The organism is Methylocystis sp. (assembly GCF_021731785.1).
GTDB lineage: Bacteria > Pseudomonadota > Alphaproteobacteria > Rhizobiales > Beijerinckiaceae > Methylocystis.
In genome coordinates, this window is the sequence record NZ_JAKFWS010000041.1 from 119629 (window position 1) to 146443 (window position 26815).

Here is a 26815-nt window from a genome sequence, read left to right on the forward strand (position 1 = left end):
CTGATGTCGCTGGCTTCGTCCGAAGCTGGAGCAAGGTCTTTTTCTTGCATTGCGCTCACGCCTCAATCCAATTCGAAATTTGCTTTCTCCCGCGCGCGACGAGCAAACTCGTGCAAGCCATGGCCACCAAGGCTGAAAGCGTAAGCAGTGCGATCATCCCTGAATTAGCGCCGGCAAATGGCGCGACCAGCCAGAATTGATCAAGAATTCCACCTGCAATGATCGACGCCGCGGCAAATCCAACGGCACGTCGCGAACGTTGGGCCGCGGAGGAAAGCAGCGTGAAAAAAGGCGCAACGAAATGCGTGAGGACGATAAGTCCGCCGATGACTCGCCATCCCTGACGCCAGCGCGGAAGATACCAGGCTGCCTCGTGCGGAAGGTCGGACTGCCAGACGATCAGCAGCTGCATGAAGGCGAGATAGCTCCACAGAATGACGAAGGCGAGCAGCAGGCGCGCAAGTTGACGCAAGGCCTCGGGGTCTGGCGCCGACGAGAAGAGCAGCGCCAGCGCCGCGATGGAGAGGGACAGCGCGCCGATCTCGCTGATCTGGACGAGACCAAATATGCTGGACGCGAAAGTCGGCTCGAGCGACATGATGGCGTCGATGGCTGCAAATGTCGTCGTCAGCGCAAGAAGAATGAGCGCAGGCGGCGCAAGACGGGCAAGCTCGTTGGCGTTTTCGGCGGCGCGCGTGACGAGCACGGCCAGAACGAGCCAGATCAGCAGATAGATCACGCCGCGCAGAACGAATGCGGGGCCGTTAAGATAGAGCGCATTGTCGACTTGCGCCGCGCCGGCCTGGAGCCAAGGATACAAGCGGTGCGCGGTCAACGCGTAGGGAATGACGAACAGGGGGATAAGAAACACGCTGCGCACCCCCGCAGCGAGCGCGTGATGAGCGGCTTTTCCCCAACGGCCGCCTGTAAGGGCGTGAATCAGCATCAAGGCCATGGCGCCGAGCGGCCAGGCGATCCAGACGCTCAGCGCGGCAAGCCAGCCAAAGCCAAAGAGTTTCGGCGCCAACGCCCAGCCAAGGGCGACTCCGCCATATCCGATCGCGCCCGCCAAAACTGCAAACATAAGGATCATGGCGCGACTTCCGCTTGCGCAGCGGCGAGATCTTCCGCCGATGCGTTCTGGCTTTTTTGCAAGGCCCGGATATAGGCGGTGATCGCCCATCGATCGGCCGGCGGCACGCGCGCGGCGTAGGAATACATGGCGCCATGGCCTTGCGCGATCACATCGACAAAATGACGCGTCGGCGCTTTGAGCAATCGCGCGCTGGTATAGGAAGGCGGCTCCGGAAAGCCGCGCTGCACGATCATGCCTTGGCCGTTGCCGAGTTCGGAGTGACAGGGCGTGCAAAAAATTCGAAAGCGCTGCTGTCCGCGTTCGATGAGCGCGAGCGTCAGCGGCGGCGGCGTCGGTTCGCTGTAGAGGAAAGTTACGGCGCCCGGCGGCGTCTGCGCGGGACCGACGAGCGGCGAATAGCTTCTCTGCTTCTGCTGTTCGCTCATGTCGCTGCAGGCGGTCACAGCGCAAAGGAAAATGATGGCGGGGGCGCGGGTCAAAGTTCGGCCTCTTCGATTCCGCATGCGCCGCAGCGTTGCAGGATTTCGCGCGACCGCGCCAACGCATCCGAATCGAGAGCGCGTACGACAATGACCCATCGGTCGATCATTGCGTCCCGGAGCGCACGGATTTCGTCGGCGGAATCGTAATAGCGCAGAAAGCCGCAGCGCGCGCCGGCGCCGGCGACCGTGGCGAGAACGACCGATAAGATGCCCGCCTCGAAAGCGATGGGGATGAACGACGGCCAGGAAAACGGCGGCCGTCCGCCGATATTCAGCGGATAGCTGACAATATTTGCGAAGCTCTGCAGGCCGAAGACGGCGGCGGCGCCGAGCAGACCGATGACGAGCGCAAAGGCGGGCAGGCGCGTTCGCTTCGGCGGCTCGGGGGGCGGGAGAGGACTGAAAAGCCGCGCGTCGCCGACATCGGACGCGCTCAGTTTGGCGAGCGCCGCCAGCGCGGCGTCTTCCGACGTGAAGGTTGCCGCCAGTCCATTCGGCGCGATTGGCGCTTCGGCCGCGGCGTTCATCGATTTCGCCTCGCGCGGCGAAGAATGATTTCACGCATCTCGTACATCGAAACCGCCGGCAGCAGCCGAATGGCGATAAGAAAACCGGCGATGAACAGACCGACCGTGCCGAAGAGCGTCAGCCAATCCCAAATCGTTGGCGTGTAGTCGCCCCAGGCGGAGGGCAGATGCGTGCGCCGCAGGCTCATCACGACGATGACGTAGCGCTCGCACCACATGCCGGCGATCACCAAGAGGCTGACGAGAACGACGAGCGTTTCGTTCAGTCGAACGCTCTGGCGCCACATCGATTGCGGCGCCAGGACATTGAAGACAATCGTCGCCCAGTAGATTGGCGCCAGCTCGCCCGTGACCTTATCGATGAAGAGGCGCTTCCCGGCCGCGTCGGGCCCATAGAAGGTGGTAAACGCTTCCATGAGACAGGCGTAGGCCACGCAGAGACTGCTCGTCAGCAGCAGCTTGCCGAGAATGTCGAAATGGCGGCCGGTGATGAAATCCTCGAGCCCGAGCAACCGGCGCATGGGGACGGCGACCAGCATCACCATCGCGAAGCCCGACAGCAACGCGCCGAAAACGAAAAAGGGCGGGAATTCCGTCGAATGCCATCCGAGCGTCGCCGCGCCGGCGAAGTCGAGGCCGACGATGCTGTGCACGGAAATGACGAGCGGCGCCATGACCGCGGCCAGGAGACCATAGCCGACGCGATAGTAGCGCCAGGCGTCGTCCGAGCCACGAAAGCCCAAAGCGAGCACGCCGTAGAAGCGACGCTTATGCGGCGCGTCGGCCTTGTCGCGCATCGTTGCGAGATCGGGAACGAGGCCGAAATACCAGAAGAGGATTGAGGAGATGACATAAGTGAGGATCGCCGCGAAATCCCAAAGCAGCGGACTGCGGAATTGCGGCCAGACTCCCATGACGTTGGGATAAGGGAACAGCCAATAGAAGAGCCAAGGACGGCCAAGGTGCAAAATCGGATAGATCGCGGCGCAGGCGGCGGCGAAAATCGTGATCGTCTCGGCAATTCTGTTGAGCGCGCTGCGCCATTCGGCCTCGGCGAGGTAGAACAGCGCTGAAATAAAGGTGCCGCCCGAAGCGATGGCGATCCACCACACGTAATTGATGAGCGCGAAGCCCCAGACGACGGGCCAGTCGATCCCCCAGACGCCGACGCCGGCGTAAAACAGCCAGCCAATGGCGACGGCGAGGATAAGGACAAGGAACAGCGCCGCCGCCAGACTGAGTTTCCACCATAACGGCCATTGCTGCCGAAGAGGCGGCGCGCATATTTTCGAGGTCATCGACGATATGGTCTGCACCGGGGCGACGATCGGGTCGTTGGCGCGCGGCTTGAGGTCCTGCGCCGAGGCGCCAATCGCCGAGCCGGTCCGGAGCAACGTCACTGCTGCGGCTCTTTCGCTTCATCGACGTTGAAGACGCGCGCTTCATAGGTGACGCGCGGTTTGGTGTTCTGATCGGCGAGCAACGTATAGGACAGCGGCCCGGCGCGGCGCGCCGCGACCTCGCTCGCCTTGGCCGCGAGATCGCCGAAGGTGAAGGCCCGAGTCGGACAGGCGGCCTCGCAAGCGGTCGTCACCGCTGACGCTTTTTCTCCGTCGCGGTCGGCGACGATGCGCGCGGCGGCGATGCGCTGCAGACAGAAGGTGCATTTCTCCATGACGCCGCGCGCACGCACGGTGACCTCGGGATTGCGCGACTCGATTGCGCGGCGCTCTTCGCCCGCGAAATCGAAATAGTTGAAACGCCGAACCTTATAAGGGCAATTGTTGGAGCAGAAGCGCGTGCCGATACAGCGATTGTAGACCATTACGTTGAGCCCTTCGGCGTCATGCATCGTCGCGCCGACCGGGCAGACGGTCTCGCACGGCGCTTCCTCGCAATGCATGCAGAGAACGGGCTGGAAATTCGTTTTCGGCGACTCCGGCGGACCCTCGTAATAGCGATCGATGCGCAGCCAGTGCATCTCGCGCTCGCGCAGAACCTCGGCCTTGCCGACGACCGGAATATTGTTTTCCGCCTGACAGGCGACGACGCAGGCGCCGCAGCCGATACAGGCGTTGAGATCGATGCTCATGCCCCAGGCCGCCGGACCTTCCGGCTTCCATTCATAGAAGGTCGGCTGCGGTTCTTCGTTTCGTCGAGCGAAATTGGGATCGTTGAGGAATTGCGCAATCGTGCCGTTGCGCGCATAGACGCCCCACCCATCGGACATGGTTGCGCGATGCTGGGCGCTTGCCAACTCTTCCTTGGCACCGGTTTTCTGAATGTCCGGCGCGCCGCAGGAACGCCCCGTCAGCTTGAAGAAATCGACGCCGACATTCTGCCCGACGGGGCCTGCGTGACGCCTGCCGAAGCCCAGAAGCGCGACGACGCAATCGTCCGACTGACCCGGCGCGACGACGATCGGGGTTGTCATATGCAAGCCGTCGATGGCGATGCGCACGACATCGCCGCTCTCAAGCGACATCTCGCTGGCGCGCCGCGGCGAGATCTGGAGCGGATTGCCCCAGCTGATTCTCGTCAGCGGTCGCGGCAACTCCTGGAGCCAGGCGTTGTCGGCATAGCGCCCGTCGACAAGATAAGGGTCGGGGCGAAACAACAAGACGACCCCCGCCTTCGGCGGCTCGGGCAATTGTACGCGCGCTGCGGCGTTGGACAGCGCACGATTGCTGACTGAGCTGGCGCTGTTGGGAATGACGCCCTTGGCAAGAGCGTCGGTCCAGGCGTCCGCCGCGCCGAGTTTGTCCTTCCAGGTCTGTCGCACCAGATCGAGCGACTTCGGCGGATCGGGCCGCAGCAGCAAACCCACCAATTCATGCGGTTCGACGCCCTTGTATAAGGGAAGGGCCTGCGGCTGCATCACGCTTGCCGTTCCGTCGAAGGCGCGCGCGTCGCTCCAGCCCTCCCAAGGATGAATCATCGGAACCGCCCAGAGCGACGCTTCGGTCGTTTCGTTTGGCGTTGGGCTCAGACAGAGGCTGAATTCCAGCTGCGCGAGCGCTTCCGCGAAATCGAGGACGCCGGGCGCGGCGTAGGCGGGATTGCTGTCGATGATTAGAAGCGAGCTGACGCGACCGGCGCGCATGTCGGCGACCAGGGCGGCGAGCGAGAGCGCATCGTCGGACGAGACATGCGCAGGATCGTCGACAAGCGCATAGACGGCGCCGCGACCGCCGAGCGCCTCGTTCATCGCAAAGACGAGCGCATGCGCTTCCGGCGGATGATCGGGTCCGAGGTGAATGAATGAACGACCGCGATTGGATTTGAGATCCGATACGATCCCGCCGAGCCACGGCGGAGCTTCCGCCGGCGGCGCCCCGAGCAGCGCCGAGGCGAGAGCCTGCAGAACCCGGTGGATTTCTCGCGGCCCCGCGATGAAGCGCTCATCGGCGACGGCGCCGGTGAGCGACGGCGCTGCTTCGATCGCGTAAAGGCGATTCATTTTCGCGCGCGTCGGATTACGCCGGGCCGCGAATTCGCGCGCGAAGAACAAATGACCGGGCGCGGCGCTCAAGAGATCGCTGTCGATGGCGAGAATGACGTCGGCGTTTTGAATTTGCGGCTTCATTTCGAGGCGCGCGCCGTACGCCAGCAGGACGCCCTTTCTGACGTTCTCGCGTCCGATCGGTTCCCAATGCAGCCAGCCAATCTGCGGATAGGTCTTGCGAAGCGCATCAAGCTGCGCGGCAAGCGTCGGCGACGTCGAAGCGCCCGTTAAAATGACGAAGCCCGCGCCGCGGGTCGACGCCAGTCGGGCGCGTTGCTCGGCGAGCGCCTGTTCCAGCGCGGACCGGCTTCGCGGCAGTTTGGCGCGCGTTACCCCCCAGGATCGCGAAGGGTCGTAAAAATTCAGCAGTTCGGCCTGCGCCATGGGGCTCGTCGCCCCAAGGCTCGCGGGCTGAAAAGGATTGCCTTCGACCTTGATCGGCCGTCCCATGAAGTGCTTGACGACGGTTCCTTCGGCGTAGCCGCCTTCGACATGCGCGCTGCTGTAGTAATCGGGCATGCCTGGGACGATGCCGGGCGGCGGTCGGACGGCAGGGATAAGATGTCCTTCCGGCGCGCCGTCGCACCCGCCGAGGCCTGCGCCTGCGAGCGCCAGCGCCGCGGCCATCAGACTTAGCGCCTGACGACGATCGCGCGGCGCCGCAAGCGCGGCGGCGAGTCCTGGAAATTCCTGCTCGACGCGCAACAAAAATTGCGAATCCTGCGCCAATTCCTCCAGACTGCGCCATTGCGCCTTCACCTGTGGCATATCGAGCAGTCCGTCAGGTTTCTCTGCGGGACGCCGTATTCGGCGAGCAGGAGTTCCGGCGCCGGGGTCGTCGCGTCGCGTGTCCAGCTGGTGTCGTAAATCTTGTCTTTTGGCCGCAGGCGCGGGCCGGGATTGCGGTGGCAATCGAGACAAAATTGCATGGTGAGCGACATGGCCTTGTAGGTCAGCGCCATGCTGGCCACGTCGCCGTGACAGTTCGAACAGCCTACTCCTTTGGCGATGTGAATGCTGTGATCGAAGTAGACGTAGTCGGGAACGTCGGTGACGCGGCGCCAGACCAGAGGCCGATCGTCCTGCAGGCTGTTGCGCGCCGGCTCGAGCAGGGCGGCGTCGGTCCAGATCTGCGAATGGCAGGTCATGCAAGCGTAGGTGGGCGGCATGCCCGCATTGGAAGAAACTTCGACGGAGGCGTGGCAGTAGCGACAATCGATTCCCAATCCGCTCACATGATGCTGGTGGCTGAAGGGAACGGGCTGCGCCGGGGCCGAGTTCACGCGCCGCGCATAATCGCTTTGCGGCCAAAGCCAAACCACAAGCGAAAACGCGACGGCGGCGAGCGCCAGCATGAGGAGCGTGAGCGAAGCCCAGAAATTGGCGGCGGGTCGAAAGACCGAGCCCATCTACCGCTCCGCTTCCGTCATCGCGCTTCGCCTTTCGGCGGCGCGGCTAAGGCCTAATCCAAGCCTACAGTTGGCACAGCGCGGGTCCGCGACAAGCGCCGCGCGAAGCGTCGGCGTCTCGGTGACGAATTCGACGGAATGCGCAAGGGCGATGACTGGGTGGTTTTATCGCGCTGGAGCGGCCTACTTCGTTCTCGGCGCGCTTTCCCGAAACCGGCGCGCGCCTCCGCATATTGCGCGGGTTATCGAAACTATTCCCTCTCCGCGGAAGGGCGCATGAGCCTGTGCGTCGGCGCACAGCGCCAAAGCGCGCCTCTCCTTAAGTTTTGATCATCGCAGAGAGGAGAATCCCATGAAACCGGTGATCGCGACAGGAATTTTCGGAATCGTCGCCATTGCATTGGCCGCCGAGGCGCTCAACATCGCCATGTCTCTTAGCGAATTCAGCCATGTCGTCGCCTTGAATGCGGGAGTCTTCTGACAGCCCTCCCGCTTCGTGCGCGGGGCGCATCGACAGGCCGCGCGGAGAATTTTTATCGCTCGCGACTGAGGGCGGGGAAAAAGCCCCTTCCAATAAGTCGCGCGGCGACATCGCCGAGTGCCCTCTCGCCCTCGTCTTTCGAGGCCGATCTCAAGCGACGAGACAGGCGTTGCCTTGAAGGTGACCAAGCACGCGGTCGACGTGCTCGGCGGCGCAGACGGCGATCTCCGCCGGCTCGACCACTGTCTGGCCGGCGCGCTGGAAGGTGACGCGGCCGGCGTCCGCCGCGGCGATCGTCGCGGCGATCAGCGCCTCGCGGTCATTGCTTCCGTCGAGTAGCGGCGTCACCACTTGCGCGACGATGTCGAGCCGAATCGGCTCGTGGCGCAGATTGGCCGAGTGCAGGACGCCTGCAGCGGCGTCGCCCCTCAGCATTGGGCAGGCGACCGGCTTCGCCGAGAGGGCGCGCGCCATCCGGAAGGGCTCAGTCGAGGCGGTTGCAAGTCCGACAAAAACCAGGCGCAGCAGCGCGTCGGCGATCTTGGAGCGCATCGCCTCGTCGACAGAAGCGCCGCGCAGCTCCATCGCCGCGACGAGCTCGTCGACCGAACTCGAATCCGGCAGGCGCGCGACAAGCACTTCCATGGCCTTCCGCACATCAGGGTCCGGTGTGGAAAACCACGCCCCCGAGCCATCGGCGAAAATCGCCTTTTCGTCCTCCTCGCGCAAAAAGCCGAATTCGGGCCGCGCGACGAAATGCAGCCCCTCGAGCGCGTCCGGCATAATCTTGCGAACGCATTTTGCTTCCCGCTCTTTGTGCATGAGCAGCGTCTGCCGGAAGGTCCGGCCGGTGAAAATGTCCATGTGTTGTTCGAGCGAGACCTGATTGTCGCCCGCAAGCGCGCGCAGCAGCGGCGCCGCGGCCGGATTCATGTTCTCGGGCATCATGGTGGAAAGGCCTGCCTCGCCGAGATAGGCGAGGCCGCGTCCCCCTGCGCTGGTCATAAACTCGGAGAAACTGCAAGGCTCGTTACAGTCTTCGAGAAATTCATGGCCGAGATAGGAGTCGTCGGCCGTCCTCAGATGAGCCGCCTCGGCGCGGAAAATCGCGCCCCAGGTCGTCTCCGCCGGCGTGTTCTGTTCGAGGAACGACAGCATCTCGCGGGCGCGGGCGACGCGCTCGCGCAGCGACCCCTGCTGCCCGACGTGAAGCGCCAACGCGTCGCGCAGCGTCTGGCGCAGGCGCCATCCCGGCAGCACATTATAGCTGATGAAGGCGACGCCGTTCGGCGCAAGGTTCTCGCGGGCGATTCGCATAATCGCGTCGCGCACCTGCTCGGGCACCCAGCTGTAGACGCCATGACATATAATGTAGTCGAAGCCGCCGTCCTTGGAGCGGAGGTCGGTCAGGCTCTGGCGGCGCAGATTGACGTTGGACAGACCGAGCGCCGCGACCCGCTGCTGACCTTCCTCGATCTGCCGCTGCGACAGGTCGACGCCGAGAAAATAGGCGTCGGGGTGACGGGCGGCGAGGGGAATAAGATTGCCGCCGGCCGCGCATCCGAGCTCCAGAACACGCGCGCGAGAGAGGTCCGGGGCCGCCAGTTTGAAGATGCGCGCGACGGCGCCGATTCGCGCCGGATGGGTCTGCGGAAAGGGATGCGAAACATAAGGAAGATCGTCGTAAGAGGCGGCGTTGCGCGCAATCGCGGCCTGCACGGCCGTCCCGAAGTGAGTGGTCATCAGCAAGTTTCCGGAGCCTGAAGGAGTTTCATTCTCCACTTCGGCCGGCGAATTTGCAATGTCGCGAGATTCGCCTCGGGCTCCTCTTCGAGAATCGCTTTGTTAACGATGTTCGAATTTGAGAGGTCGTCTGTTAACGATATTTGAAGAAGCAACGCCTCCCTTGAGAAGACGACGTGCGTAGCTTTACGGAGTCAATATCAAGGCGACGCGCGTTCCCGCGTTCACTTCAATGATTTGCGATTAGACGGCGCACTTGTTGCGCTTTTCGCCCGGTCCTCCGCACTGTCTCCTTTTTATCACAGCCGCCGGAAATGTGGCCAAACCGAGCGCCAAACCAGGCGTTCTTCGTTGACTGTGCATGGGCGTCTAAACTTTATTCATCGGGACCACTTCTCCCGCAGCTCGGCAAATTTGCGGGTTGGTGCTCTTCGCAGTCCAAGGAATGGGAAACTGATCATGACCAAACTGTCTCAGAAACTCATCAAGCCCAAAAATGGTTCCATCGCACTTCGGCGCGCGCTGATGGGCGGCTCCGCCGCCGTCGCGATGGGCGTCGCCTTCGCCCCGACCTCGGCGAGCGCCGCGGTCTGCGTGACCGTCAACCCCATCCTTGCCGGCTCGAGCGACGGCGGAATAAGCACCGCCTTTGCTTGCGGCCGCTTCGCCGACGCGTCGTCGATCGGCGCCACGGCGGTCGGCGCCGGTGTGGGTGGTCAAGGCCCCACCGCTTCCGGATTATTTGCGACGGCGATCGGCGCCGGTGGCGCGATTGACGCAGGCCCGCTGGCGAGCGGCGAAGGCTCCATTGCAATCGGCAGCGTGCAGAACCCGGCCGGCACCAAAGCTCCCGTGGCGTCTGGCAAGGGCTCGATCGCGGTCGGCACCTTGACGAAGGCTACTGGCATAGACTCGACCGCCATCGGCGCTTCCAGCACTCCCGGCCTTCCCGGCGCAGAAGCGACTGCCCTCGCCGCCACGGCGCTGGGCGGCTCTGACGGCGTGACGCGCGGCGCATTGGCGTCCGGAATTCGATCGATCGCTGTCGGCACCGGCGCTGCGGCGACCGGCACCGACACCATCGCGATCGGCACGAAAGCGACAGCGACCGATTCGGTGGCGATCGGCGCCGGCGCGACCGCCTCGGGCGGCGGCACGGCGGTGGGCGACGCCTCAACGGCGACTGGCGGGCAGCCCTCAGCCGCTTTCGGCAAGGGCGCGACCGCGACCGGCTCATGGGGAACCGCCACCGGCGCATTCTCCACGGCGTCCGGCACCGGCTCGCTCGCAGTAGGTTCCGGACCGTTCGCTGGCCAAGGCCCGGCGGCGACCGGCCTCTTCTCGACCGCGATCGGCACGGGCGGCTTCATCGACAAGGGCCCGCAGGCGACCGGCGAAGGCTCCGTCGCCCTTGGCAGCGTGCAGAACCCGGCCGGCACCTTCGCTCCTGTGTCCTCGGGCAAGGGATCAATCGCCGTCGGCACTTTGGTTACGGCCAGCGGCGACTCCTCGACGGCGCTCGGCTCCTCCTTCACGCCTGGTCTCGCCGGCGCGACGGCTTCGGGACTGGCTTCGACCGCTCTCGGCGGCTCTGACGGCGTCCTGGCCGGCGCTCTGGCCTCCGGCCTTCGTTCGATCGCCATTGGCGTCGGCGCCGCTTCGACGGGCACCGACACCGTCGCGATCGGCACGGGCGCAAAGGCGACCGACTCGGTTGCGATCGGCGCCGGCGCGACGGCTTCTCTCGGCGGCACGGCCGTCGGCGACGCCTCCACCTCGACTGGCGCCTCTTCTGCTGCTTATGGCAAGGGCGCGACGGCGACCGATACTGCGTCTACCGCAGTGGGCGGCTTCTCGACGGCTACGGCCTTCGGCGGCACCGCTATCGGTGGCGGCCCGGCGGCTGGACAGGCTGCGTCGGCGACCGGCCTGTTCTCGACGGCGATCGGCGCCGGCGGCGTGATCGACAAGGGCGCTCAGGCGTCCGGCGAAGCCGCGATCGCGATCGGCGGCGTGCTGAACCCGGGTGGATCGCCCGGCGCGGTGGCCTCCGGCAAGGCGGCGACTTCGATCGGCTCGCAGACGACGGCTACGGCGCAAGGCTCCACCGCGATCGGCGGTAGCGGCGTCGGCGCGACAAAGGGCGCGGTCGCGACTGCCAAGTCGGCGACGGCTCTCGGCGGCGCCAGCTTCGGTGGCCCGGGCGCCAGCGCGACGGGCACGAGCTCGGTGGCGATCGGCGGCGACTCGCTTCTGGGCACGGCCGGAGCTTCGGCGTCCGGCTTGGGCTCAGTCGCACTCGGCACGGGCACCGTCTCCAGCGGCGTCGGTTCCGCGGCTGTTGGCGCGGGGTCCACCGCGACGGCCCTGGGATCAGCGGCCTTCGGTCCGGGCGCTACAGCGTCTGGCATTGGCGCGACGGCCTCGGGCTCCTTGTCGACGGCGAGCGGCTTCGGTTCAACGGCAGTCGGCACCTTGTCGACGGCGAGCGCTATCGGTTCGACGGCGCTCGGCGCTGGCTCGACGGCTGGCTTCGCCGGTTCGACTGCGGTTGGCACGCTTGCGGCCACTGAAGCTCCCAACGAGATCATGCTCGGCGCCCGCCTCGGCGGTGCTGGCTTGGCGTCGCTTGGACCGACTCTGACCGCTCCCGGAATCACCTCTGCTGCGAGCCTCGCGGCGCAGGTGGGACCGACCACGTTCACCACCACGGATGCCTTTGGCCATCTCGCGACTTCCGGCTTCGGTCCGCAGGACATTGCTGCGCTCCAGTCCGGCGTCCTGGGTCTGTCGCAAAGCGTGTATGACCTCGGCAAGTCGGTGAAGCGCGGCTATGAGGGCACGGCGGTCGCCGTTGCGCTCGGCGGCGCCAACTTCCTGCCGGATAACAAGCGCTTCGCGGTCACCGCCAACTTTGGCACCTTCCGCAGTCAGTACGCTCTCGCCGTTCAGGGCCAGTTGCGTGTGAACGATTGGGTGGTGGTTAACGGCGGCGTCGGCGCGGGCTTCAAACAGGGCGGCGTCGCCGGCCGTGCAGGCGTGACGATGGCTTGGTGATCCATGATCTTGAAGATCAGGCAAATAATGCTCGCGGCCCTAGTGGCCGCGAGTTTTTTTCCGACGATGGCTTCGGCGCAGTCGCCTAAGCCGGGGCAGGCGCCCAAGCCCGCTGACATCGACAAGAACGGCGTTTTGATTCTTATTCGCTCGACGCTGATCGCGCTCGATCAGGCGAACAAGACCGGCAATTACACCGTGCTTCGTGATCTCGGCGCGCCAGGCTTCCAGACCAACACCGCCGCACGGCTGGCCGAGGTTTTCGCGCAGCAGCGCAAAGACAATCTCGACCTGTCGGGCGTCGCCGTGCTGGAGCCGCAGCTCAGCCTGCTGCCCCAGATAGAGTCGAACGGGCTGATGCACATGGCGGGGTTCTTCCCGTCGGTGCCGACGCAGATCCGCTTTGAAGTGCTCTACGCGCCGTTCCAGGGCCAGTGGAAGCTCTTCGGCCTCTCGGTGTCGCTGGGCTCTTCCGCGCCTACCGCGCCGAGCGACGCGCCGGCGCCAAGCGCTCAGGAAAAGCCGAAGGGTCCGACCGGGCTGCGCAGCTCGCAGCCCAAGCCCTGACGCCTCTCGAAATGAAAGCGCCGGGACGGCTCTTCCGTCCCGGCGTTTTTTTGTCGCTGTCTTGTTAGTTCGGCCAGCAGCGGCGGCCGTAGGGGCCGAGATGGAAGCCGGGCGGGCAGGGCCGGCCGTAGCCATAGCCGCCCCATTGTCCGCCCCAGCGACAGCCGCCGTAAGGGCCGCGATGGCCATAGGGTCCGCAGCCTCCATAAACCTGCATGATCGGCGCGCCCGCCGTCTCTGACGGCGCGACCGGCATGGCCGCATGGGCGGGCGCCGCCAGAGCGGCGGCAAACATAAGCGCGAGACCCGTTCTCAACCGCATGTGCAATCTCCTTTTCCAACAGGAAGGGCGCCGGGCGATTTGCAGCGCCGGCGCAGAGACGAATATCTGCGCCCGAACCGAACCCTGGCAATTGCAATTTGCGATCAAAGTTAGTCAATGTTCACATATTGTTCTTGCGCGACGGGAGCGCGCCAGCTAAGCTCGCATGGACATTTGCTAAGGGGCTTTCAGGGGGCGCGCGATGGCGGTGAGGGTGGCGACGCTCGCTTTCGAAGGCGTCGAAGCCCGTCCAGTCGACGTTCAAGTGCAAATCTCGAGCGGCGCCGTCGTTTTCAACGTCGTCGGCCTTGCCGACAAGGCTGTCGGCGAATCGCGCGAACGGGTGCGCGCCGCGTTGATCGCTTCTGGACTGGCGTTGCCGGCCAAGCGCATCACGGTCAATCTCGCCCCCGCCGACATGCCGAAAGAGGGAAGTCACTATGACGTGCCGATCGCCCTTGGCGTCATGGCCGCCATCGGCGCCATTCCCTCGGACGCGCTCGAAGGATTCGTCGTGCTTGGCGAACTCGCGCTCGATGGAACGCTGACGCCGACGGCGGGCGTCCTGCCGGCGGCGGTCGCCGCCAATTCGCGCGGACTGGGGCTGATCTGTCCGAGCGAATGCGGGCCGGAAGCCGCCTGGGCGTCGAGCGACATGGAGGTGATCGCGCCGCGCTCGCTCATCCAGCTCGTCAATCATGTCAAAGGCGCGCAGGTCCTGGCCCGGCCTCAGCCTGCGGTGCGCAGGCTCGCCGTCGATCAGCCCGACCTCTCCGACATCAAGGGTCAGGAGAGCGCCAAGCGGGCGCTCGAGATCGCCGCCGCCGGCGGCCATAATCTGCTCATGAGCGGCCCTCCGGGCGCGGGAAAATCGATGCTCGCCGCGCGGCTGCGCTCGATCCTCCCGCCGCTGACGCCCCGCGAATTGCTCGAGGTCTCGATGATTCATTCGGTGGCGGGGCAGATCGCCGGAGGCGAATTGACCGACCGGCGGCCCTTTCGCGCCCCGTACCATTCCGCCTCTATGCCGGCGCTGGTCGGCGGCGGGACGCACGCGCGGCCGGGCGAGATTTCGCTCGCCCATCACGGCGTGCTCTTTCTCGACGAATTGCCGGAGTTTCAGCCCCAGGTCCTCGACAGCCTGCGTCAGCCGCTTGAGACCGGCGAGATCGCGGTGTCGCGCGCCAATCACCGCGCCGTCTATCCGGCGCGCTTTCAGCTCGTCGCGGCCATGAACCCCTGCCGTTGCGGCCATGCGATGGACCCCGGCTACGCTTGTAAGCGCCAACCCAACGAGCGTTGCGTCGCGCAATATCAGGCGCGCCTGTCAGGGCCGCTGCTCGACCGGTTCGATTTGCAGATCGAAGTCCCGGCGGTGACCGCCGCCGATCTTGTGCTGCCGCCGCCGAGCGAAGGCTCGCGGCAGGTTGCGGCGCGCATCGCGCGCGCCCGCGAGGTTCAGCGTGCCCGCTACGACGCCCTCTCCCTGCCGGCGGTTGCGACCAACGCCGCCGCGCCCGCAGCGGTGATCGAGCGCTCGGCGCGTCTCGACGCGCCGGGCACGGCGCTGATTCGCGACGCGTCCGAGCGCTTCGGCCTCACGGCGCGAGGCTTTCACAGGGTCTTGAAGCTGGCGCGCACGATCGCCGATCTCGACGGCGCCGACGCCGTCGGCAGACCGCATCTCGCCGAGGCGCTTTCCTATCGGGCGGGGCTTGCGTCGGGGCGGCTTGCGGCCTGATGATGGGCCTATGTCATTAGACCATCTTGCGATTTTGGCCGCGGCGCAGCTTGCCATACTGCTTCTCGCCGCATCGATTTTCATTGCTTTGCGCAGGCGCGGCCGCGAACAGGTCGAATCCGAACTTGAATCGCTGCGCGACGAAATCTGGGAGTTACGCGCCGCCGCCGCCGCCCGCGACCGCGCGGAGGCCGCAAGCCTGGCGAAGTCTCGCTTTCTGGCCGCGGTCAGTCACGAGTTCCGTACGCCGCTCAACGGCGTCGGGGGACTGGCGCAACTGCTCGCCATGACCAAGCTGACCGACGAACAGGCGAGTTATGTCGAAGCGATCAGGGATTCGAGTCGCTCGCTCTCGCAGCTCATCGACGACATTCTCGATTTTTCCAAGATCGAGGCCGGCAAATTCGAGCTGCGCTGCGAGACCTTTGCGCTCGCCCCGTTTGTTGAAAGCGTAGTCGAATTGCTAGCGCCCCGAGCCCTGACGAAAGGCCTGGAGATCGCCAGCGTGATCGCGCCTGATCCGCCTGGCGAGATCGTCAACGATTCGGCCCGGCTGCGGCAGGTGCTGCTCAACCTCATTGGCAACGCCGTGAAGTTCACCGAACGCGGCGGGGTGGGCGTGCGCGTCACGCGCGACGGCGCGCGGCTGCGTTTCGCGGTGTGCGACACCGGACCGGGCGTGCCGGAAGAGGCGCGCGACGTGATCTTTGAAGAATTCGAACAGGCTGATCCTTCCGAGAACCACCCGCGCGCGGGCACCGGGCTCGGCCTTGCCATCTCCCGCCGTCTCGTTGCGCGAATGGGCGGCGCGCTCGCGCTTGTTGAATCATCCGACAGGGGTTCCATTTTCGCCTTTACGCTCCCGGCGCCGCCGGTCACGGAAGCAGTCGCTCCGCCGCCTCTTTCTGGACTTAAGACGCTGATTGTCGCGCACAGCGTTTTTGAAGCGCCGTACCTTGCGGAGAGTTTGCGCCACGCCGGAGCCGAGGCGGAGATCGTTACGGCGGAAGACGCTGCGGACACGCTGCAGAGCCGTCGCGAAAAGCCTTTCGACGCCGTCATCGTCGACTGCGCGCTGGGACCGCATATGACCGCCGAGCTGGCGAAAGCGGCTCGCGCGGCGCACGCGCGCCGACTATTCCTGCTCTTCTCGCCGCTTGAGCGGCGCGCCTTCGGCGAAGAGGCCTTGTGCGACTTCGACGGCTGGCTGGTGAAGCCGGTCCGGACCGCCTCGCTCATCGCCCGCCTCTCGCAAGCAAACGCCAAGGCGCCGGCGAATGAGGAAGGCGCGCCGTCGCAAGCCCTCGCCGGGGTGAATGCGCTCGTCGCTGAAGACAATGAGATCAACGCCCTTATCCTCATGCGTCACCTCGCAAAGCTTGGCGCGAAGGTGACCCGTGCGGAAAGCGGCGCGCTGGCGCTCGCCCGCGCCCGCGAAGCGATCGAGGGCGTAGGCGCGCCCTATGATGTGATCGTCATGGATCTCTTCATGCCTGATTTCGATGGGTGCGAGGCGAGCTTTCGCATTCGCGAAGCCGAAGCGCGCGCGGGCGCTCCGCGCACGCCGATCTTGGTGCTGACGGCGAGCGCGCGCGAGGAGGACGAACGCGCCGCCCGCGCCGCCGGCGTCGACGCCTTTCTCACCAAGCCCGTGGAATTTTCGTCTCTCGCCGCGACGATCGAAGAGCTGAGATTGGCGCCGCGACGGGCATAGCGGCGCGGCGCCGCTTGTTAGCCGCCCTGCGGGGCGATGTCGCCGAAGCGTCCCGATTGATAATCGACGAACGCCTGCCGCAACTCGTCCTGCGTGTTCATCACGAACGGCCCTTGCTGCGCCACGGGCTCGTCAATCGGTTCGCCGCTCATGATGATCAGCTTCGCGTCGCTATTGGCTTCGAAGGCGATGTCGCCGCCTTCCTCTTCGAACACGACGACGTCCGTGGCGCGCGCGATCTTCTCTCCGTTGACTTCGATCGTTCCTTCAAGAACCGCGGCAAGCGCCGTGTGGCCTTCCGGCAGCGTGAATAGGGCGCTCTTTTCGGCGTCGAGGCGCACGTCCCAAAGATCGATCGGCGTCGCCGTTTGCGCGGGTCCGAGATGGCCGGCGAATTCGCCGGCGATGACGCGAACAAGCCCGGCGTCGTCGGGCAGATCGACGCGCGGAATATCCTTGTCGAGCAAGGTTTGATAGCGCGGCGCGCTCATCTTCTCGTGCGCCGGCAGATTGACCCAAAGCTGCACGACCTCGAAGCGTCCGCCCGACTTGGCGAAGCTTTCGGAATGATACTCCTCGTGAACGATCCCCGAGGCGGCGCGCATCCACTGCACGTCGCCGGGGCCGATCAGTCCGCCGGCGCCGGTCGAGTCGCGATGCGCGACTTCGCCGTCCAAAACGATCGTCACCGTCTCGAAGCCGCGATGCGGGTGCGCCCCGACGCCGCGGCGCTTTGCGGTCGGAGGAAAGTCGAACGGCCCCGCGTAGTCGAACAGCAGAAAGGGGCTCGCCTGCGCGCCATGTTCGTGATGCGAAAACAGCGAACGCACAGGAAAGCCGTCGCCGACCCAGTGCGTGGTATGGGGGGCGGGGTAAACGCCGATAATTTTTCTCATGACAAAGGCTCCTTGCGGCCTATGTGGGCGGCGGAGAGCGAATTGCAAATGCGCGGTTCTTGACGGACGAGGCTGCAAAACCCCACAAGTCCCGGACGCCGGTAATGGCGACGACCTCGGTAGCGCAAGGACGGGTTGGATGGACTGGATTATTCTTTTTATCGGCAGCTTCTGCGAAGTCGGCTGGCTTGTCGGCATGAAATATGCGGAAGGATTCACGCGGCTGTGGCCTTCGGTCGTCATGGTGTTTTTTATGGCGGCGAGCGTCGGTTGCCTGGGCCTTGCGGTAAAAACCATTCCTGCCGGCACGGCGTACGCCGCATGGACTGGCACGAGCATCGCCGCGGCGACCCTTGTGGGCGTCTATCTCTTCAACGAACCAACCACGGCGCTGCGGCTGGGATCGATCGCTCTCATCGTTCTGGGGATCATCGGCCTGCGGCTCGGCGGCGTCGACATGAAATGAATCGCCAGCCGCGTTGTCAGTTCCGGCAGACCTCAGGTCCGACCGGGAATGCCGGAGTCGCAACAAGAAACTTGGGTGTTGCTCTCGAATCCCGATCGCGCGCAAAACGCGCGCCGGGCATGACAATCGTTGTTCAAGCCGCGCGAGTTAGAAATAGCTCTCGAGCGTTCCACGACGACGCACGTCCAGCGTGGCGCAGTGGAAGGCGCCGCCGAACGCGGCATAGTGCAGGAAGGAGCAGGGGATCGGCTCGTAGCCCCATTTCTCCATCTGCCGCATCATGTTGCTGTGATGCGGATCGACGATGACGCGCTTCTCGTCGATCATGAGAATGTTCATGCTGAGCCATTTGCCGCACATCGAAGTGATCGCGAGAATGCGGTCGTTGATCGGATCTGGCTCAGGCGCGACGAGAATGTCCCACTGCTTCAAAATGTCGGGCAGTTCATCGGGGTTGATATATTCTGGATTGATCAGCAGCCGGCCCGGCCCCAGCGGAAGGATTGTCGTGTCGATATGCATCGGATTCGGGCAGCGGCTCTTGATCTCGTGAATGCGATAGCCTTCGCCGAGATGGCGGCGCAGCCAGTCAATGCCCATCGCGTTGGTTACATTGGAGCGCGTGACGAAAATGTCGCGGCCGCAGCGGAAGAAGTCGGCGGCGTCGAACACCGGCTCGAATTCGGTGAGGATGTAGCGAATCTCCTCGCCCTTCTCCGGCAGTTTGAAATCAGGGTCGAAGAGTTCGTCGGTGAGCTGGGGCTTTGGCGCCGACGTCCAGCGCGCGCCGCGGCGAAAATAGTCCTTGAGGATTTCGCGATAGGAATGGGTTTCGAAATAACGGCAGGGCCAGGCCATTGGCGTTTCAAGAATCTCGTCGCCGAAAACGAGCATGGAGTCGCGCGGACAGGAATTGCAAAAGCCGCGCGACGACCAATGCGGCGTCGAGAACTTCGCCTTGTGATTGACCGCGTCCGGCCGGGTCACCGTGACGCCGAGCGACTCAAGGAGAGCGACAAAGCCGTCGAGCTCCTGCTGCGCCGGCTCGATCATGAATTTCGGAAAGCGAAATCCGGCGGCGAGCGACTGCGCGCGCGCGGCCATGCCGGGGATGTTGCAGGTGACGACCGGATGATCGGAGGGGATGGTCGAGCCCTCGAGCCGCCCGACGATGATCTCCTCCAACGGATCCCATTCGTTGTGAGAATTGACCGGACATTCCGCGGCAATCGCGGTCCCCATAGAAGCATGGATATTCATAATGCGCCCCGGAATCGTTTCCAGCGAGAGACTTGTAACGCTTTTGGACTGATCTTCAAGTCGTCGAAAAAACGCCCTGCTTCTTGTAGTTTAACGATGCGCTGCTTGGTCTTAACCGCTTTGTCCTCTATTGAAGCCTTTTGGGTGGGCGGACTAAGTCGCGAAGAGCGGTCGCAGTCCACTCCGGCCCTGCCTTGAGCTTGTGACGACTTGCGTTTTCCCGGTCCTTGGGCAATAAACCGCGTTCTACAGAACCGCCCGGCCAGTGATGGGCTGCCGTGGCGGTTCTTTCGCTCGCGCGAAAAAGCGCCTTCGGGCTGGTCCCGCACGGCGCACATAACACAGGGCCACGCGCCCAGGAGAGCAAAATGCCCAAGCTGAAGACGAAATCGGGCGCAAAAAAGCGCTTCAAGATCACCGGAACCGGGAAAGTGGTCTATGCCCAGCAGGGCAAGCGCCACGGCATGATCAAGCGGACGAATAAGCAGATCAGAAATCTGCGCGGCACGAACGTCTTGTTCAAGACTGACGGCGACAACGTCAAAAAGTACTTCCTGCCGAACGGCTGATCCGCAGCACGCTTTTTTCCGCAAAGGAGTTTCGTCATGGCTCGCGTCAAGCGCGGCGTCACATCGCACGCCAAACACAAGAAGACCCTCAAGGCCGCCAAAGGTTTCTACGGCCGCCGCAAGAACACGATCCGCGCCGCCAAGGCCGCGGTCGATCGCTCGATGCAATATGCCACGCGCGATCGTAAGGCCAAAAAGCGCGTGTTCCGCGCGCTGTGGATTCAGCGGCTCAACGCCGCCGTGCGCGAGCACGGACTGACCTATTCGCGCTTCATCGACGGTCTCGCCAAGGCGGGGATCGAGGTCGACCGCAAGGTCTTGTCGGAACTCGCCATCCATCAGCCAGAAGCCTTCGCGGCCATCGTGACGCAGGCGAAATCGGCGCTGCCGCAGGCGGCGTAAGACTGAGATCGCGAACAAATTAAAGCCTCCCGCAGCTTGGCTCCGGGAGGTTTTTGGTTTTGGAGCGTTTGAAATTCCGTTCGCACCGAGGCGTTCTGCGCTTCGGCGGCTTGCTTGCCTGCCCATGGCGTCGTCTCGCCTCCGCGCCAGGTTGCTCTATAATCTCGCGACGACCTAGGGCGGAGCATGACCGACACATATGATCTCATCGTCATTGGCGGCGGGCCCGGCGGCTATGTCGCCGCGATCCGCGCCGCGCAATTGGGCTTAAGGACCGCGGTCGTCGAGCGCGAGCATCTTGGCGGCATATGCCTGAACTGGGGCTGCATCCCGACGAAGGCGCTGCTGCGTTCGGCTGAAGTCTATCGTTTGGCCAGAGAGGGCGAGCGATTCGGCGTTTCGCCAGGCGCCTTGAGCGCCGACGTGGCGCGCATTGTCTCGCATTCGCGCGAAGCGGCCACGCGGCTTAACGGCGGCGTCGCCTTCCTACTCAAGAAGAACAAGATCGACGTGATTTGGGGCGAGGCGACGATCGCCGGAAAGGGCGAGGTCCAAGTCGGCGCGCCGACCAAATCGCCAATGCCGCCGCAATTGCCGAGCCCCAGAACGACGCTCGGCGAAGGCGTCTATCAGGCGAAACACATCATCGTCGCGACCGGCGCCCGTCCGCGCGTGCTGCCCGGCCTTGAGCCCGATGGCCGACTCGTCTGGACCTATTTCGAGGCGATGAAGCCTGAGCGCTTTCCGAAGTCGCTGCTCATCGTCGGCGCCGGCGCCATCGGCGTCGAATTCGCCTCCTTCTATCGGACGTTCGGCGTTGAAGTCATTCTCGTCGAAGCGCTGCCGCATATACTTCCAAGCGAAGACGAAGAGATCGCGGCATTGGCGAATCGTTCATTCAAGAAGCAAGGGATCGACATTCGCGTCGCGACGACTTTGACGGGCGTCGAGAAGAAAGCCGACAGCCTCGTCGTCACGTTGAAACCCGCAGACGGCGAGGCGCAGACGCTTGAAGTCGAGCGCGCTCTGTCGGCGATCGGCGTCGTCGCCAATGTCGAAAATCTCGGGCTGGAGGCGCTCGGCGTCGCGCTGGAGCGCGGCGCCATCAAGATCGATGGCTTGGGACGCACCAATGTTGAAGGCGTTTACGCGATTGGCGATGTCGCCGGCGGTCCGATGCTCGCGCATAAGGCCGAGCATGAAGGCGTCTCTTGCGTCGATGCGATCGCCGGACTGGACGCCCATGCGCTCGATAGATCGCGCGTGCCGGGCTGCACCTATTGCCACCCGCAGGTCGCCTCAGTGGGTCTGACCGAAGCCAAGGCGAAAGAGCAGGGGATCGACGTGAAGATCGGCCTGTTTCCCTATCTCGCCAATGGCAAGGCGATCGCTCTCGGCGAACTTGAAGGGCTTGTAAAGACGATCTTTGACGCCAAGAGCGGACGGTTGCTCGGCGCGCATATCTTCGGGGTGGAAGCCACGGAATTGATCCAAGGCTTCGTCATCGCGATGAATCTCGAGACGACGGAAGAAGAGCTGATGCGCACGATTTTTCCGCATCCGACGCTGTCGGAAACGATGCATGAGAGCGTGCTCGCGGCTTACGGCCGCGCGATCCACGTTTGAGATTCACGCCAGCATGGATGTCATTCCGACGCGCGCTTCGCGCGCGATCGGGAATTCAGACTCATAACAAATGTCCTAGATGTTGCTCTGGATCCCAGATCGCGCTCGCGCGCGTCGGGGATGACCCGTTAGGACGGAATGCGTGTAAGCGTTATCTCAGCCCGTCAGCTCTGCAGCACATAGGTTCCCGGCGCGTCGCAGAGCGCCTCGCCGATGACAGGCGGCGCGACCGGCGCGCCGGAACGGGCGGTGAGCCAGGCGACCCATTCGGGCCACCATGACCCTTCCTTAACGGTCGCGATCTTCACCCAGTCCTCGGGGTCGGCGTAATGCTCGCCGTCCACTCGGCTTGTGAAGCGGTAATCGCCGCGCTTCTTCTCGGGCTCCGAGACGATGCCGGCGTTATGCCCGCCGCTCGTCAACAGGAAGGTGATTTGGGAGTCCGCGAGCAGATGAATCTTGTATACCGAGCGCCAGGGCGCGACATGATCGCGCTCCGTGCCGACGGCGAAAATTGGGGCGCGAATGTCGCTGAGCGCGATGGCGCCGCTGTTTACGCGCAGCCGGCCCTCAGCGAGATCGTTGTTGAGGAAGAGCCGCCGCAGATATTCGGCGTGCATGTTGTAGGGCATGCGCGTCGCGTCGGCGTTCCAGGCCATCATATCGGTCATCGGCTTGCGTTCGCCCATCAGATAGGAGTTGAGCGCATAAGACCAGACGAGATCAGTGGACCGCAGAAGTTGGAACGCGCCAGCCATCTCCTTTGAATCGAGATAGCCGTGCTCCCACATCAAATCTTCGAGAAAGTCGAGTTGGCTCTCGTTGACGAAAAGCGTCAGTTCTCCCGCCTCGGTGAAATCGGTTTGCGCCGCGAGCAAGGTCAAGCTCTTGAGGCGCTCGTCATTGTCCCGCGCCATTGCGGCGGCGGCGATCGCGAGCAACGTCCCGCCCAGGCAATAGCCGGCTGCATGAACCTTTCGATTCGGCATGAGTTGCGAGATCACGTCGAGCGCGGCCATCACGCCGAGCCTGCGATAGGCCTCCATGTCGAGATCGCGATCTTCGGCGCCCGGATTGCGCCAGGAGATCATGAACACCGTAAAGCCTTGCCCGATCAAATACCGCACGAGCGAATTATGCGGCGACAGATCGAGGATGTAATATTTCATGATCCATGCGGGCGTGATGAGCACGGGCTCGAGCCGCACCGTCTCCGTCGTCGGCGCATAGTGGATGAGTTCGATCAGCCGGTTTCGGTAAATCACCTTCCCAGGCGTGATCGCGACGTTCTTCCCTGGCACGAAGGCTTCGGCGCCGACCGGCCGCTTGCCGCCGGCCCGCCGCTCCATGTCTTCGAGAAAATTCTGCAAGCCGTAGAGCAGGTTGACGCCGCCAGTCTCGAAGGTTCGCTGCAACGCCTCGGGATTGGTCAGCAGGAAATTCGACGGCGAGAACATGTCGAGCGCCTGTCGCGAGGCGAATTCGACGACGTTTTCATGCTGCTTGGTGACGCCGCCGATGCCCGTCGTGGCGTTGTGCCACCATTGCTGATTGAGCAGAAAACTCTGGTAGAGCGGGGCATAGGGCCAGCGCCGCCACGCTTCTCCGGAGAATCTCTTGTCCTGCGGCAGCGGCTCAATGCAGGGCGCCGCGTTCGGCTGCAACGCGCAGCGCCAGGCGTAACTGGCGAACCGCCAGCTCTTGCGCGCCGCCTTTTCGGCAAGCTGCATTTGCTTTCCTGGCGATGAGGCGAGATGCACCGCCCAGTCCCAATAGGCGCCCGCCATGGCCGCTGGCGAAAGGCCCCCGGTCAGATGCGCGACGCTTGCATGAAGCGATCGGTCGACGACGTCGCCGAGCGCCGCGTAGCCGTAGGACGCTCCGTCGGTGGCGCGTTCCGCCGCCAGAAAGGCGCTGGGCCACGCATCGACGAAGGCTTTCGACGCGAGGTGCGGAAAGCTGTGGGCAGGGCTGGAGGGGCCGAGGCTGGAGATTGCTTGCTCTTCGCGCGCATGCGTTTGCGCGGCGTTGGGGTTGTTCGTCATCAACTTCCTTGAAGTCGAGGTTCTCGACTGGATTTTGATCTTATTTAGGAAGATGTTGCGCTGCAACATCATAGATTATCTCTTCGGCCTTGGCCGGGCGGCGAGCGCTACCATGTCCTTGTGAAGGAATGTCGACTTGAGGAGACCCGTCGTGAGAGCCATCGCCGTCGCCGCCGCATTTACGATCGTGTCCAGCGCCGCGCTCGCCGCTCTCAAGCCCGGCGACGCCGCGCCGAGCTTCACCCTTCAGGCGGCGCAGGGCGGCAAGGAATTCTCCTTCTCGCTGCAACAGGCGCTCGCGAAGGGGCCGGTCGTGCTCTATTTCTATCCAAAGTCGTTCACGAGCGTGTGCACCATCGAGGCGCATGAATTCGCCGAAGCCATAGAGCAGTTCGCCGCCATGGGCGCGAGCGTCATTGGCGTGTCGGGCGACAAGATCGCCACCCAGCGCGACTTCTCATCGAAAGAGTGCCGTGACAAATTCCCGGTCGGCGCCGATCCCGACTTCAATGTGATCAAGGCCTATGACGCGGCTTTCAATGTTCCGGTCGTGGGCGCGATGTTCGCCAACCGCATCTCATATGTCATCTCTCCCGAGGGAAAGATTCTGTCTGTCGTCGAGGATTCCGGCGCGACGAAGCACATTCAGAATGCGCTCGCCGTCGTGAAACAGTGGCGCGAAGCGCAAGGCAAGTAAGCGGTGAGCTTAATCACCGTCGTCCGATCAGCCAGCGCAACAAGACGATTTGCGCCAGCAACGCGGCGAAATGCGTGTTCCAGTCGACAAACACCGCGCAGGGCTCGTTCGCGTCGCCGCAGCCGAAGCTCTTTTCGAGCGAAGGCTCGAGGAGCCATCCGACGGGCGTCCCGAGCGGAAAGGAGAGCGCGCCCATCGCCTGGCGCGAGAATCGCCCGGCGGCGCGCAGGCGTTCCGACAGATCGTAATCATCGTAAGCAGTGACGTAGATCGCCAGAACGGCGATCGAGAGGGCGACAGTCGCTATCGCATAGGCGAGCCATGCGACGCGCAGCAGCCGCCATCGCCGGTCTTGCGGCGGGGCGCCGCTCACCCCCTCTTGGGACGAATGCGGATGATCACGTCGCAGCCAACGACTTCCATCCCTTCCGGCGGCGCCGGCAGGCGCGCAAATTCGACCGAACCGTCGGCGGCGTCGAACATGCGGCCCGTCGCCTCATCCATGAAGTGATGATGCGGCGAGGTGCGCGTATGGAAGTAGGTGCGCGGTCCCTGAACCGCGATCTCGCGCAACAATCCCGCTCCGGCGAATTGGTTGAGCGTGTTGTAGACCGTCGAGAGCGACATGGTCAGACCGGCCTCGCGCGCCTCGGCGTGCAATGCTTCGGCGCTGACATGCCGGTCGCCGTTGCCGAACAGCAGCCGGCTGAGGGCGAGCCGCTGAACGGTTGGACGCAGACCCGCGCCGCGCAGCCGCGCCTTAATTTCCGAGATCTTGGTCGCGCTCTCGGGGGATTGATCGCGCAGTTTGATCGAACGGGCGAAACTCGTAGTCGAAGGTTGATGAGTCATTCGTCGCGACAGGCGAGCATCACTCGCTCCCTATTCCTGCAATAGCTTTTTTCAGTAGAAGGCAGCGCCTGCCCCCTGTCAAACGAAATGGCGGAAGGTGTAATATTTCCAAAGAAGCAGCAAAGGACTGGCTAATGATGCGGCGCCTTGAGCCAATACTCTATGCAGATATCGATCGGCGCCGAATGCTCGGCGCGTCGCTTCTTGCGCTGGCCGCTTTCCGGCTTGCCGGCGGCCGCGCCAAAGCCGACACGTTCGAGGCGTTTTTGCAGGGCCTGTGGCCGTCGGCGCAGGCCGCCGGCGTCTCGCGCGAGACCTTCGATGCGGCGATCGCCGGACTTACGCCTGACCCGTCGGTCTCGACGAAGCCGCGCGCGCAGGCCGAATTCATCGTCTCGATTCCTGCCTATCTCGCCGGCGCTGTGACGAATGGCCGCGTCGCGCGCGGCCGCGCCGTCGCCGCGGAGTTCGCGGGTCCGTTGGGTCGAGCCCAGGCCCGCCACGGCGTTCCAAGCGAGATCGTCGTCGCTATTCTTGGCGTCGAAAGCAATTTCGGAACGGCGGCAGGCGGCGCCGACGCGCTGCGGGTCTTGGCGACGCTCGCTTGGCAGGGCCATCGCGCGGAAACTTTCATCGAGGAATTCGTCGCGGCGCTGGCGATGCTCGAGAAAGGCTATGCGACGCGCGCGCAATTGCGCGGCTCCTGGGCCGGCGCGATGGGACAGCCGCAATTCATGCCTTCCGCCTATCTGAAATATGCTGAACGCGACGAAGGCGGCGGTGCGGCCGACATCTGGCGCTCGCGCGCCGACTCGGTGGCGTCCATCGCCAATTTTCTGGCGAAATCCGGCTGGGTTGCGGGACTGCCGGCGGTCATCGAAGTTCGACTGCCGGACGGTTTCGACTATGCGGCGTTCGATCTCGACTTCGCCCGCTGGCGCCAGCTCGGCGTCACGCGCGCCGATGGCGGCGCGCTGCCGGCAAGCGGCGCCGCCAGCCTTTATCTGCCCGCCGGCGCAAACGGCCCCGCGTTTCTCATCACCGACAATTTCGAAGTCATCCGCCAATACAACACATCCGACGCCTATGCGATGTCGGTTGCGCTGCTCGCCGATCGCATCGCCGGGCGCAACATTCCGATCGCGCCCTGGCCGAAGGTCGCGCCGCTGTCGACGGCCGACGTCAAGGCGATGCAGCAACTCTTGACCGAGCGCGGCTTCTATCGCGGCGTGTTCGACGGCAAGCTCGGCCGCGCGAGCCGCAACGCCATCCACGCCTTTCAATTGAGCGAAGGCATGCATCCCGCCGACGGCTTTGCGACGAAAGAAGTTCTGGCGCGGCTGCGCGGCCGCTAAAGA

At 64.1% G+C, this 26815-nt stretch carries 24 protein-coding genes; 11 read left to right on the top strand and 13 right to left on the bottom strand.

Going from position 1 to position 26815, the window contains the following annotated elements:
• Positions 1-55: 55 nt before the first annotated feature.
• From QZ964_RS08495 to QZ964_RS08520, 6 genes are read right to left on the bottom strand one after another with little or no spacing between them, the layout of a single operon-like run.
• A complete protein-coding gene (locus QZ964_RS08495; protein WP_292530965.1) occupies positions 56-1093 on the bottom strand; it encodes a hypothetical protein in 1038 nt (345 codons plus the stop codon).
• Positions 1090-1575 (bottom strand): cytochrome c, encoded by a 486-nt coding sequence (locus QZ964_RS08500; RefSeq protein ID WP_292530967.1) that lies wholly within the window; start codon positions 1573-1575, stop codon positions 1090-1092. Before QZ964_RS08500 ends, QZ964_RS08495 begins: the two co-directional genes overlap by 4 nt.
• Positions 1572-2105, bottom strand: coding sequence for a DUF3341 domain-containing protein (locus QZ964_RS08505; protein ID WP_292530969.1), 534 nt, complete (start codon positions 2103-2105; stop codon positions 1572-1574). Before QZ964_RS08505 ends, QZ964_RS08500 begins: the two co-directional genes overlap by 4 nt.
• Entirely contained in the window at positions 2102-3505 is a 1404-nt protein-coding gene (nrfD, locus tag QZ964_RS08510) for an NrfD/PsrC family molybdoenzyme membrane anchor subunit (protein ID WP_292530970.1), read from the bottom strand. Before nrfD ends, QZ964_RS08505 begins: the two co-directional genes overlap by 4 nt.
• A complete protein-coding gene (locus tag QZ964_RS08515) occupies positions 3502-6378 on the bottom strand; it encodes a TAT-variant-translocated molybdopterin oxidoreductase (protein ID WP_292530972.1) in 2877 nt (958 codons plus the stop codon). The genes nrfD and QZ964_RS08515 overlap by 4 nt, the downstream gene beginning before the upstream one ends.
• Entirely contained in the window at positions 6366-7019 is a 654-nt protein-coding gene (locus QZ964_RS08520) for a cytochrome c3 family protein (protein WP_292530973.1), read from the bottom strand. The genes QZ964_RS08515 and QZ964_RS08520 overlap by 13 nt, the downstream gene beginning before the upstream one ends.
• A 352-nt stretch (positions 7020-7371) precedes the next feature.
• Between QZ964_RS08520 and QZ964_RS08525 the strand changes: the two genes are divergently transcribed.
• Positions 7372-7500 carry a hypothetical protein gene (locus tag QZ964_RS08525; RefSeq protein ID WP_292530974.1) on the top strand — a complete coding sequence of 43 codons (129 nt, stop codon included), beginning with the start codon at positions 7372-7374 and terminating at the stop codon, positions 7498-7500.
• A 150-nt stretch (positions 7501-7650) separates the two neighbouring features.
• On the opposite strand, the gene QZ964_RS08530 is transcribed toward QZ964_RS08525, so the two are convergent.
• The gene (locus QZ964_RS08530; protein WP_292530975.1) at positions 7651-9243 is read right to left on the bottom strand and encodes a methyltransferase regulatory domain-containing protein; all 1593 of its coding nucleotides are present in this window, start codon (positions 9241-9243) and stop codon (positions 7651-7653) included.
• A gap of 459 nt (positions 9244-9702) precedes the next feature.
• Here QZ964_RS08530 and QZ964_RS08535 point away from each other — a divergent pair, with 459 nt between their 5' ends.
• Together QZ964_RS08535 and QZ964_RS08540 are read left to right on the top strand one after the other, a co-directional pair.
• Complete coding sequence (locus QZ964_RS08535; RefSeq protein WP_292530977.1) at positions 9703-12300, top strand: YadA-like family protein; 2598 nt, start codon at positions 9703-9705, stop codon at positions 12298-12300.
• A gap of 27 nt (positions 12301-12327) precedes the next feature.
• Positions 12328-12867 carry a hypothetical protein gene (locus QZ964_RS08540; RefSeq protein ID WP_292530978.1) on the top strand — a complete coding sequence of 180 codons (540 nt, stop codon included), beginning with the start codon at positions 12328-12330 and terminating at the stop codon, positions 12865-12867.
• A gap of 64 nt (positions 12868-12931) precedes the next feature.
• Here QZ964_RS08540 and QZ964_RS08545 read toward each other — a convergent pair whose 3' ends face one another.
• A complete protein-coding gene (locus QZ964_RS08545; protein ID WP_292531020.1) occupies positions 12932-13162 on the bottom strand; it encodes a hypothetical protein in 231 nt (76 codons plus the stop codon).
• A 229-nt stretch (positions 13163-13391) separates the two neighbouring features.
• Here QZ964_RS08545 and QZ964_RS08550 point away from each other — a divergent pair, with 229 nt between their 5' ends.
• Positions 13392-14930 carry a YifB family Mg chelatase-like AAA ATPase gene (locus tag QZ964_RS08550; protein WP_292530979.1) on the top strand — a complete coding sequence of 513 codons (1539 nt, stop codon included), beginning with the start codon at positions 13392-13394 and terminating at the stop codon, positions 14928-14930.
• Between the two features lie 10 nt (positions 14931-14940).
• Positions 14941-16644, top strand: coding sequence for an ATP-binding protein (locus QZ964_RS08555; protein WP_292530980.1), 1704 nt, complete (start codon positions 14941-14943; stop codon positions 16642-16644).
• Positions 16645-16661: 17 nt separating this feature from the next.
• On the opposite strand, the gene QZ964_RS08560 is transcribed toward QZ964_RS08555, so the two are convergent.
• The gene (locus QZ964_RS08560; RefSeq protein WP_292530982.1) at positions 16662-17540 is read right to left on the bottom strand and encodes a pirin family protein; all 879 of its coding nucleotides are present in this window, start codon (positions 17538-17540) and stop codon (positions 16662-16664) included.
• Between the two features lie 139 nt (positions 17541-17679).
• Here QZ964_RS08560 and QZ964_RS08565 point away from each other — a divergent pair, with 139 nt between their 5' ends.
• A complete protein-coding gene (locus QZ964_RS08565; protein WP_292530983.1) occupies positions 17680-18006 on the top strand; it encodes a multidrug efflux SMR transporter in 327 nt (108 codons plus the stop codon).
• Between the two features lie 147 nt (positions 18007-18153).
• Here QZ964_RS08565 and QZ964_RS08570 read toward each other — a convergent pair whose 3' ends face one another.
• Positions 18154-19266, bottom strand: a complete 1113-nt coding sequence (locus tag QZ964_RS08570) for an amidinotransferase (RefSeq protein WP_367119246.1) — start codon at positions 19264-19266, stop codon at positions 18154-18156.
• 368 nt (positions 19267-19634) lie between these two features.
• Between QZ964_RS08570 and rpmI the strand changes: the two genes are divergently transcribed.
• The 3 genes from rpmI (at position 19635) to lpdA (ending at position 21863) form a co-directional block, all read left to right on the top strand.
• Positions 19635-19835: a 50S ribosomal protein L35 gene (gene rpmI / locus QZ964_RS08575; RefSeq protein WP_014890449.1), complete on the top strand. Its 201-nt coding sequence runs from the start codon at positions 19635-19637 to the stop codon at positions 19833-19835.
• 36 nt (positions 19836-19871) lie between these two features.
• Positions 19872-20237 (top strand): 50S ribosomal protein L20, encoded by a 366-nt coding sequence (gene rplT, locus QZ964_RS08580; protein WP_292530989.1) that lies wholly within the window; start codon positions 19872-19874, stop codon positions 20235-20237.
• A 186-nt stretch (positions 20238-20423) separates the two neighbouring features.
• Positions 20424-21863 carry a dihydrolipoyl dehydrogenase gene (gene lpdA, locus QZ964_RS08585; RefSeq protein WP_292530991.1) on the top strand — a complete coding sequence of 480 codons (1440 nt, stop codon included), beginning with the start codon at positions 20424-20426 and terminating at the stop codon, positions 21861-21863.
• A 164-nt stretch (positions 21864-22027) separates the two neighbouring features.
• On the opposite strand, the gene QZ964_RS08590 is transcribed toward lpdA, so the two are convergent.
• On the bottom strand, positions 22028-23908 hold the full coding sequence (locus tag QZ964_RS08590) for an alpha/beta fold hydrolase (protein WP_292530992.1): 1881 nt from the start codon (positions 23906-23908) through the stop codon (positions 22028-22030).
• 151 nt (positions 23909-24059) lie between these two features.
• Between QZ964_RS08590 and QZ964_RS08595 the strand changes: the two genes are divergently transcribed.
• A complete protein-coding gene (locus QZ964_RS08595; RefSeq protein WP_292530994.1) occupies positions 24060-24605 on the top strand; it encodes a peroxiredoxin in 546 nt (181 codons plus the stop codon).
• Positions 24606-24618: 13 nt separating this feature from the next.
• Here the strand turns inward: QZ964_RS08595 and QZ964_RS08600 are convergent, their stop codons facing one another.
• Entirely contained in the window at positions 24619-24978 is a 360-nt protein-coding gene (locus tag QZ964_RS08600; protein WP_292530996.1) for a hypothetical protein, read from the bottom strand.
• The gene (irrA, locus tag QZ964_RS08605) at positions 24975-25457 is read right to left on the bottom strand and encodes an iron response transcriptional regulator IrrA (protein WP_292530998.1); all 483 of its coding nucleotides are present in this window, start codon (positions 25455-25457) and stop codon (positions 24975-24977) included. The genes QZ964_RS08600 and irrA overlap by 4 nt, the downstream gene beginning before the upstream one ends.
• A 137-nt stretch (positions 25458-25594) precedes the next feature.
• On the opposite strand from irrA, the gene QZ964_RS08610 reads away from it, so the two are divergent.
• Complete coding sequence (locus QZ964_RS08610) at positions 25595-26812, top strand: lytic murein transglycosylase (protein ID WP_292531021.1); 1218 nt, start codon at positions 25595-25597, stop codon at positions 26810-26812.
• Positions 26813-26815: the final 3 nt, after the last annotated feature.

Excerpts from the sequence above, each read along its gene's own strand:
- QZ964_RS08540 (WP_292530978.1), top strand. The coding sequence starts at position 12,328 with ATGCTCGCGGCCCTAGTGGCCGCGAGTTTTTTTCCGACGATGGCTTCG.
- QZ964_RS08545 (WP_292531020.1), bottom strand. The coding sequence starts at position 13,162 with ATGTTTGCCGCCGCTCTGGCGGCGCCCGCCCATGCGGCCATGCCGGTC.
- QZ964_RS08530 (WP_292530975.1), bottom strand. The coding sequence starts at position 9,243 with ATGACCACTCACTTCGGGACGGCCGTGCAGGCCGCGATTGCGCGCAAC.
- QZ964_RS08560 (WP_292530982.1), bottom strand. The coding sequence starts at position 17,540 with ATGAGAAAAATTATCGGCGTTTACCCCGCCCCCCATACCACGCACTGG.
- QZ964_RS08590 (WP_292530992.1), bottom strand. The coding sequence starts at position 23,908 with ATGACGAACAACCCCAACGCCGCGCAAACGCATGCGCGCGAAGAGCAA.
- QZ964_RS08495 (WP_292530965.1), bottom strand. The coding sequence starts at position 1,093 with ATGATCCTTATGTTTGCAGTTTTGGCGGGCGCGATCGGATATGGCGGA.
- QZ964_RS08565 (WP_292530983.1), top strand. The coding sequence starts at position 17,680 with ATGGACTGGATTATTCTTTTTATCGGCAGCTTCTGCGAAGTCGGCTGG.
- QZ964_RS08610 (WP_292531021.1), top strand. The coding sequence starts at position 25,595 with ATGCGGCGCCTTGAGCCAATACTCTATGCAGATATCGATCGGCGCCGA.
- QZ964_RS08550 (WP_292530979.1), top strand. The coding sequence starts at position 13,392 with ATGGCGGTGAGGGTGGCGACGCTCGCTTTCGAAGGCGTCGAAGCCCGT.
- rpmI (WP_014890449.1), top strand. The coding sequence starts at position 19,635 with ATGCCCAAGCTGAAGACGAAATCGGGCGCAAAAAAGCGCTTCAAGATC.
- QZ964_RS08520 (WP_292530973.1), bottom strand. The coding sequence starts at position 7,019 with ATGGGCTCGGTCTTTCGACCCGCCGCCAATTTCTGGGCTTCGCTCACG.
- QZ964_RS08555 (WP_292530980.1), top strand. The coding sequence starts at position 14,941 with ATGTCATTAGACCATCTTGCGATTTTGGCCGCGGCGCAGCTTGCCATA.
- QZ964_RS08535 (WP_292530977.1), top strand. The coding sequence starts at position 9,703 with ATGACCAAACTGTCTCAGAAACTCATCAAGCCCAAAAATGGTTCCATC.
- QZ964_RS08525 (WP_292530974.1), top strand. The coding sequence starts at position 7,372 with ATGAAACCGGTGATCGCGACAGGAATTTTCGGAATCGTCGCCATTGCA.
- QZ964_RS08505 (WP_292530969.1), bottom strand. The coding sequence starts at position 2,105 with ATGAACGCCGCGGCCGAAGCGCCAATCGCGCCGAATGGACTGGCGGCA.
- lpdA (WP_292530991.1), top strand. The coding sequence starts at position 20,424 with ATGACCGACACATATGATCTCATCGTCATTGGCGGCGGGCCCGGCGGC.
- rplT (WP_292530989.1), top strand. The coding sequence starts at position 19,872 with ATGGCTCGCGTCAAGCGCGGCGTCACATCGCACGCCAAACACAAGAAG.
- QZ964_RS08570 (WP_367119246.1), bottom strand. The coding sequence starts at position 19,266 with ATGAATATCCATGCTTCTATGGGGACCGCGATTGCCGCGGAATGTCCG.
- QZ964_RS08515 (WP_292530972.1), bottom strand. The coding sequence starts at position 6,378 with ATGCCACAGGTGAAGGCGCAATGGCGCAGTCTGGAGGAATTGGCGCAG.
- irrA (WP_292530998.1), bottom strand. The coding sequence starts at position 25,457 with ATGACTCATCAACCTTCGACTACGAGTTTCGCCCGTTCGATCAAACTG.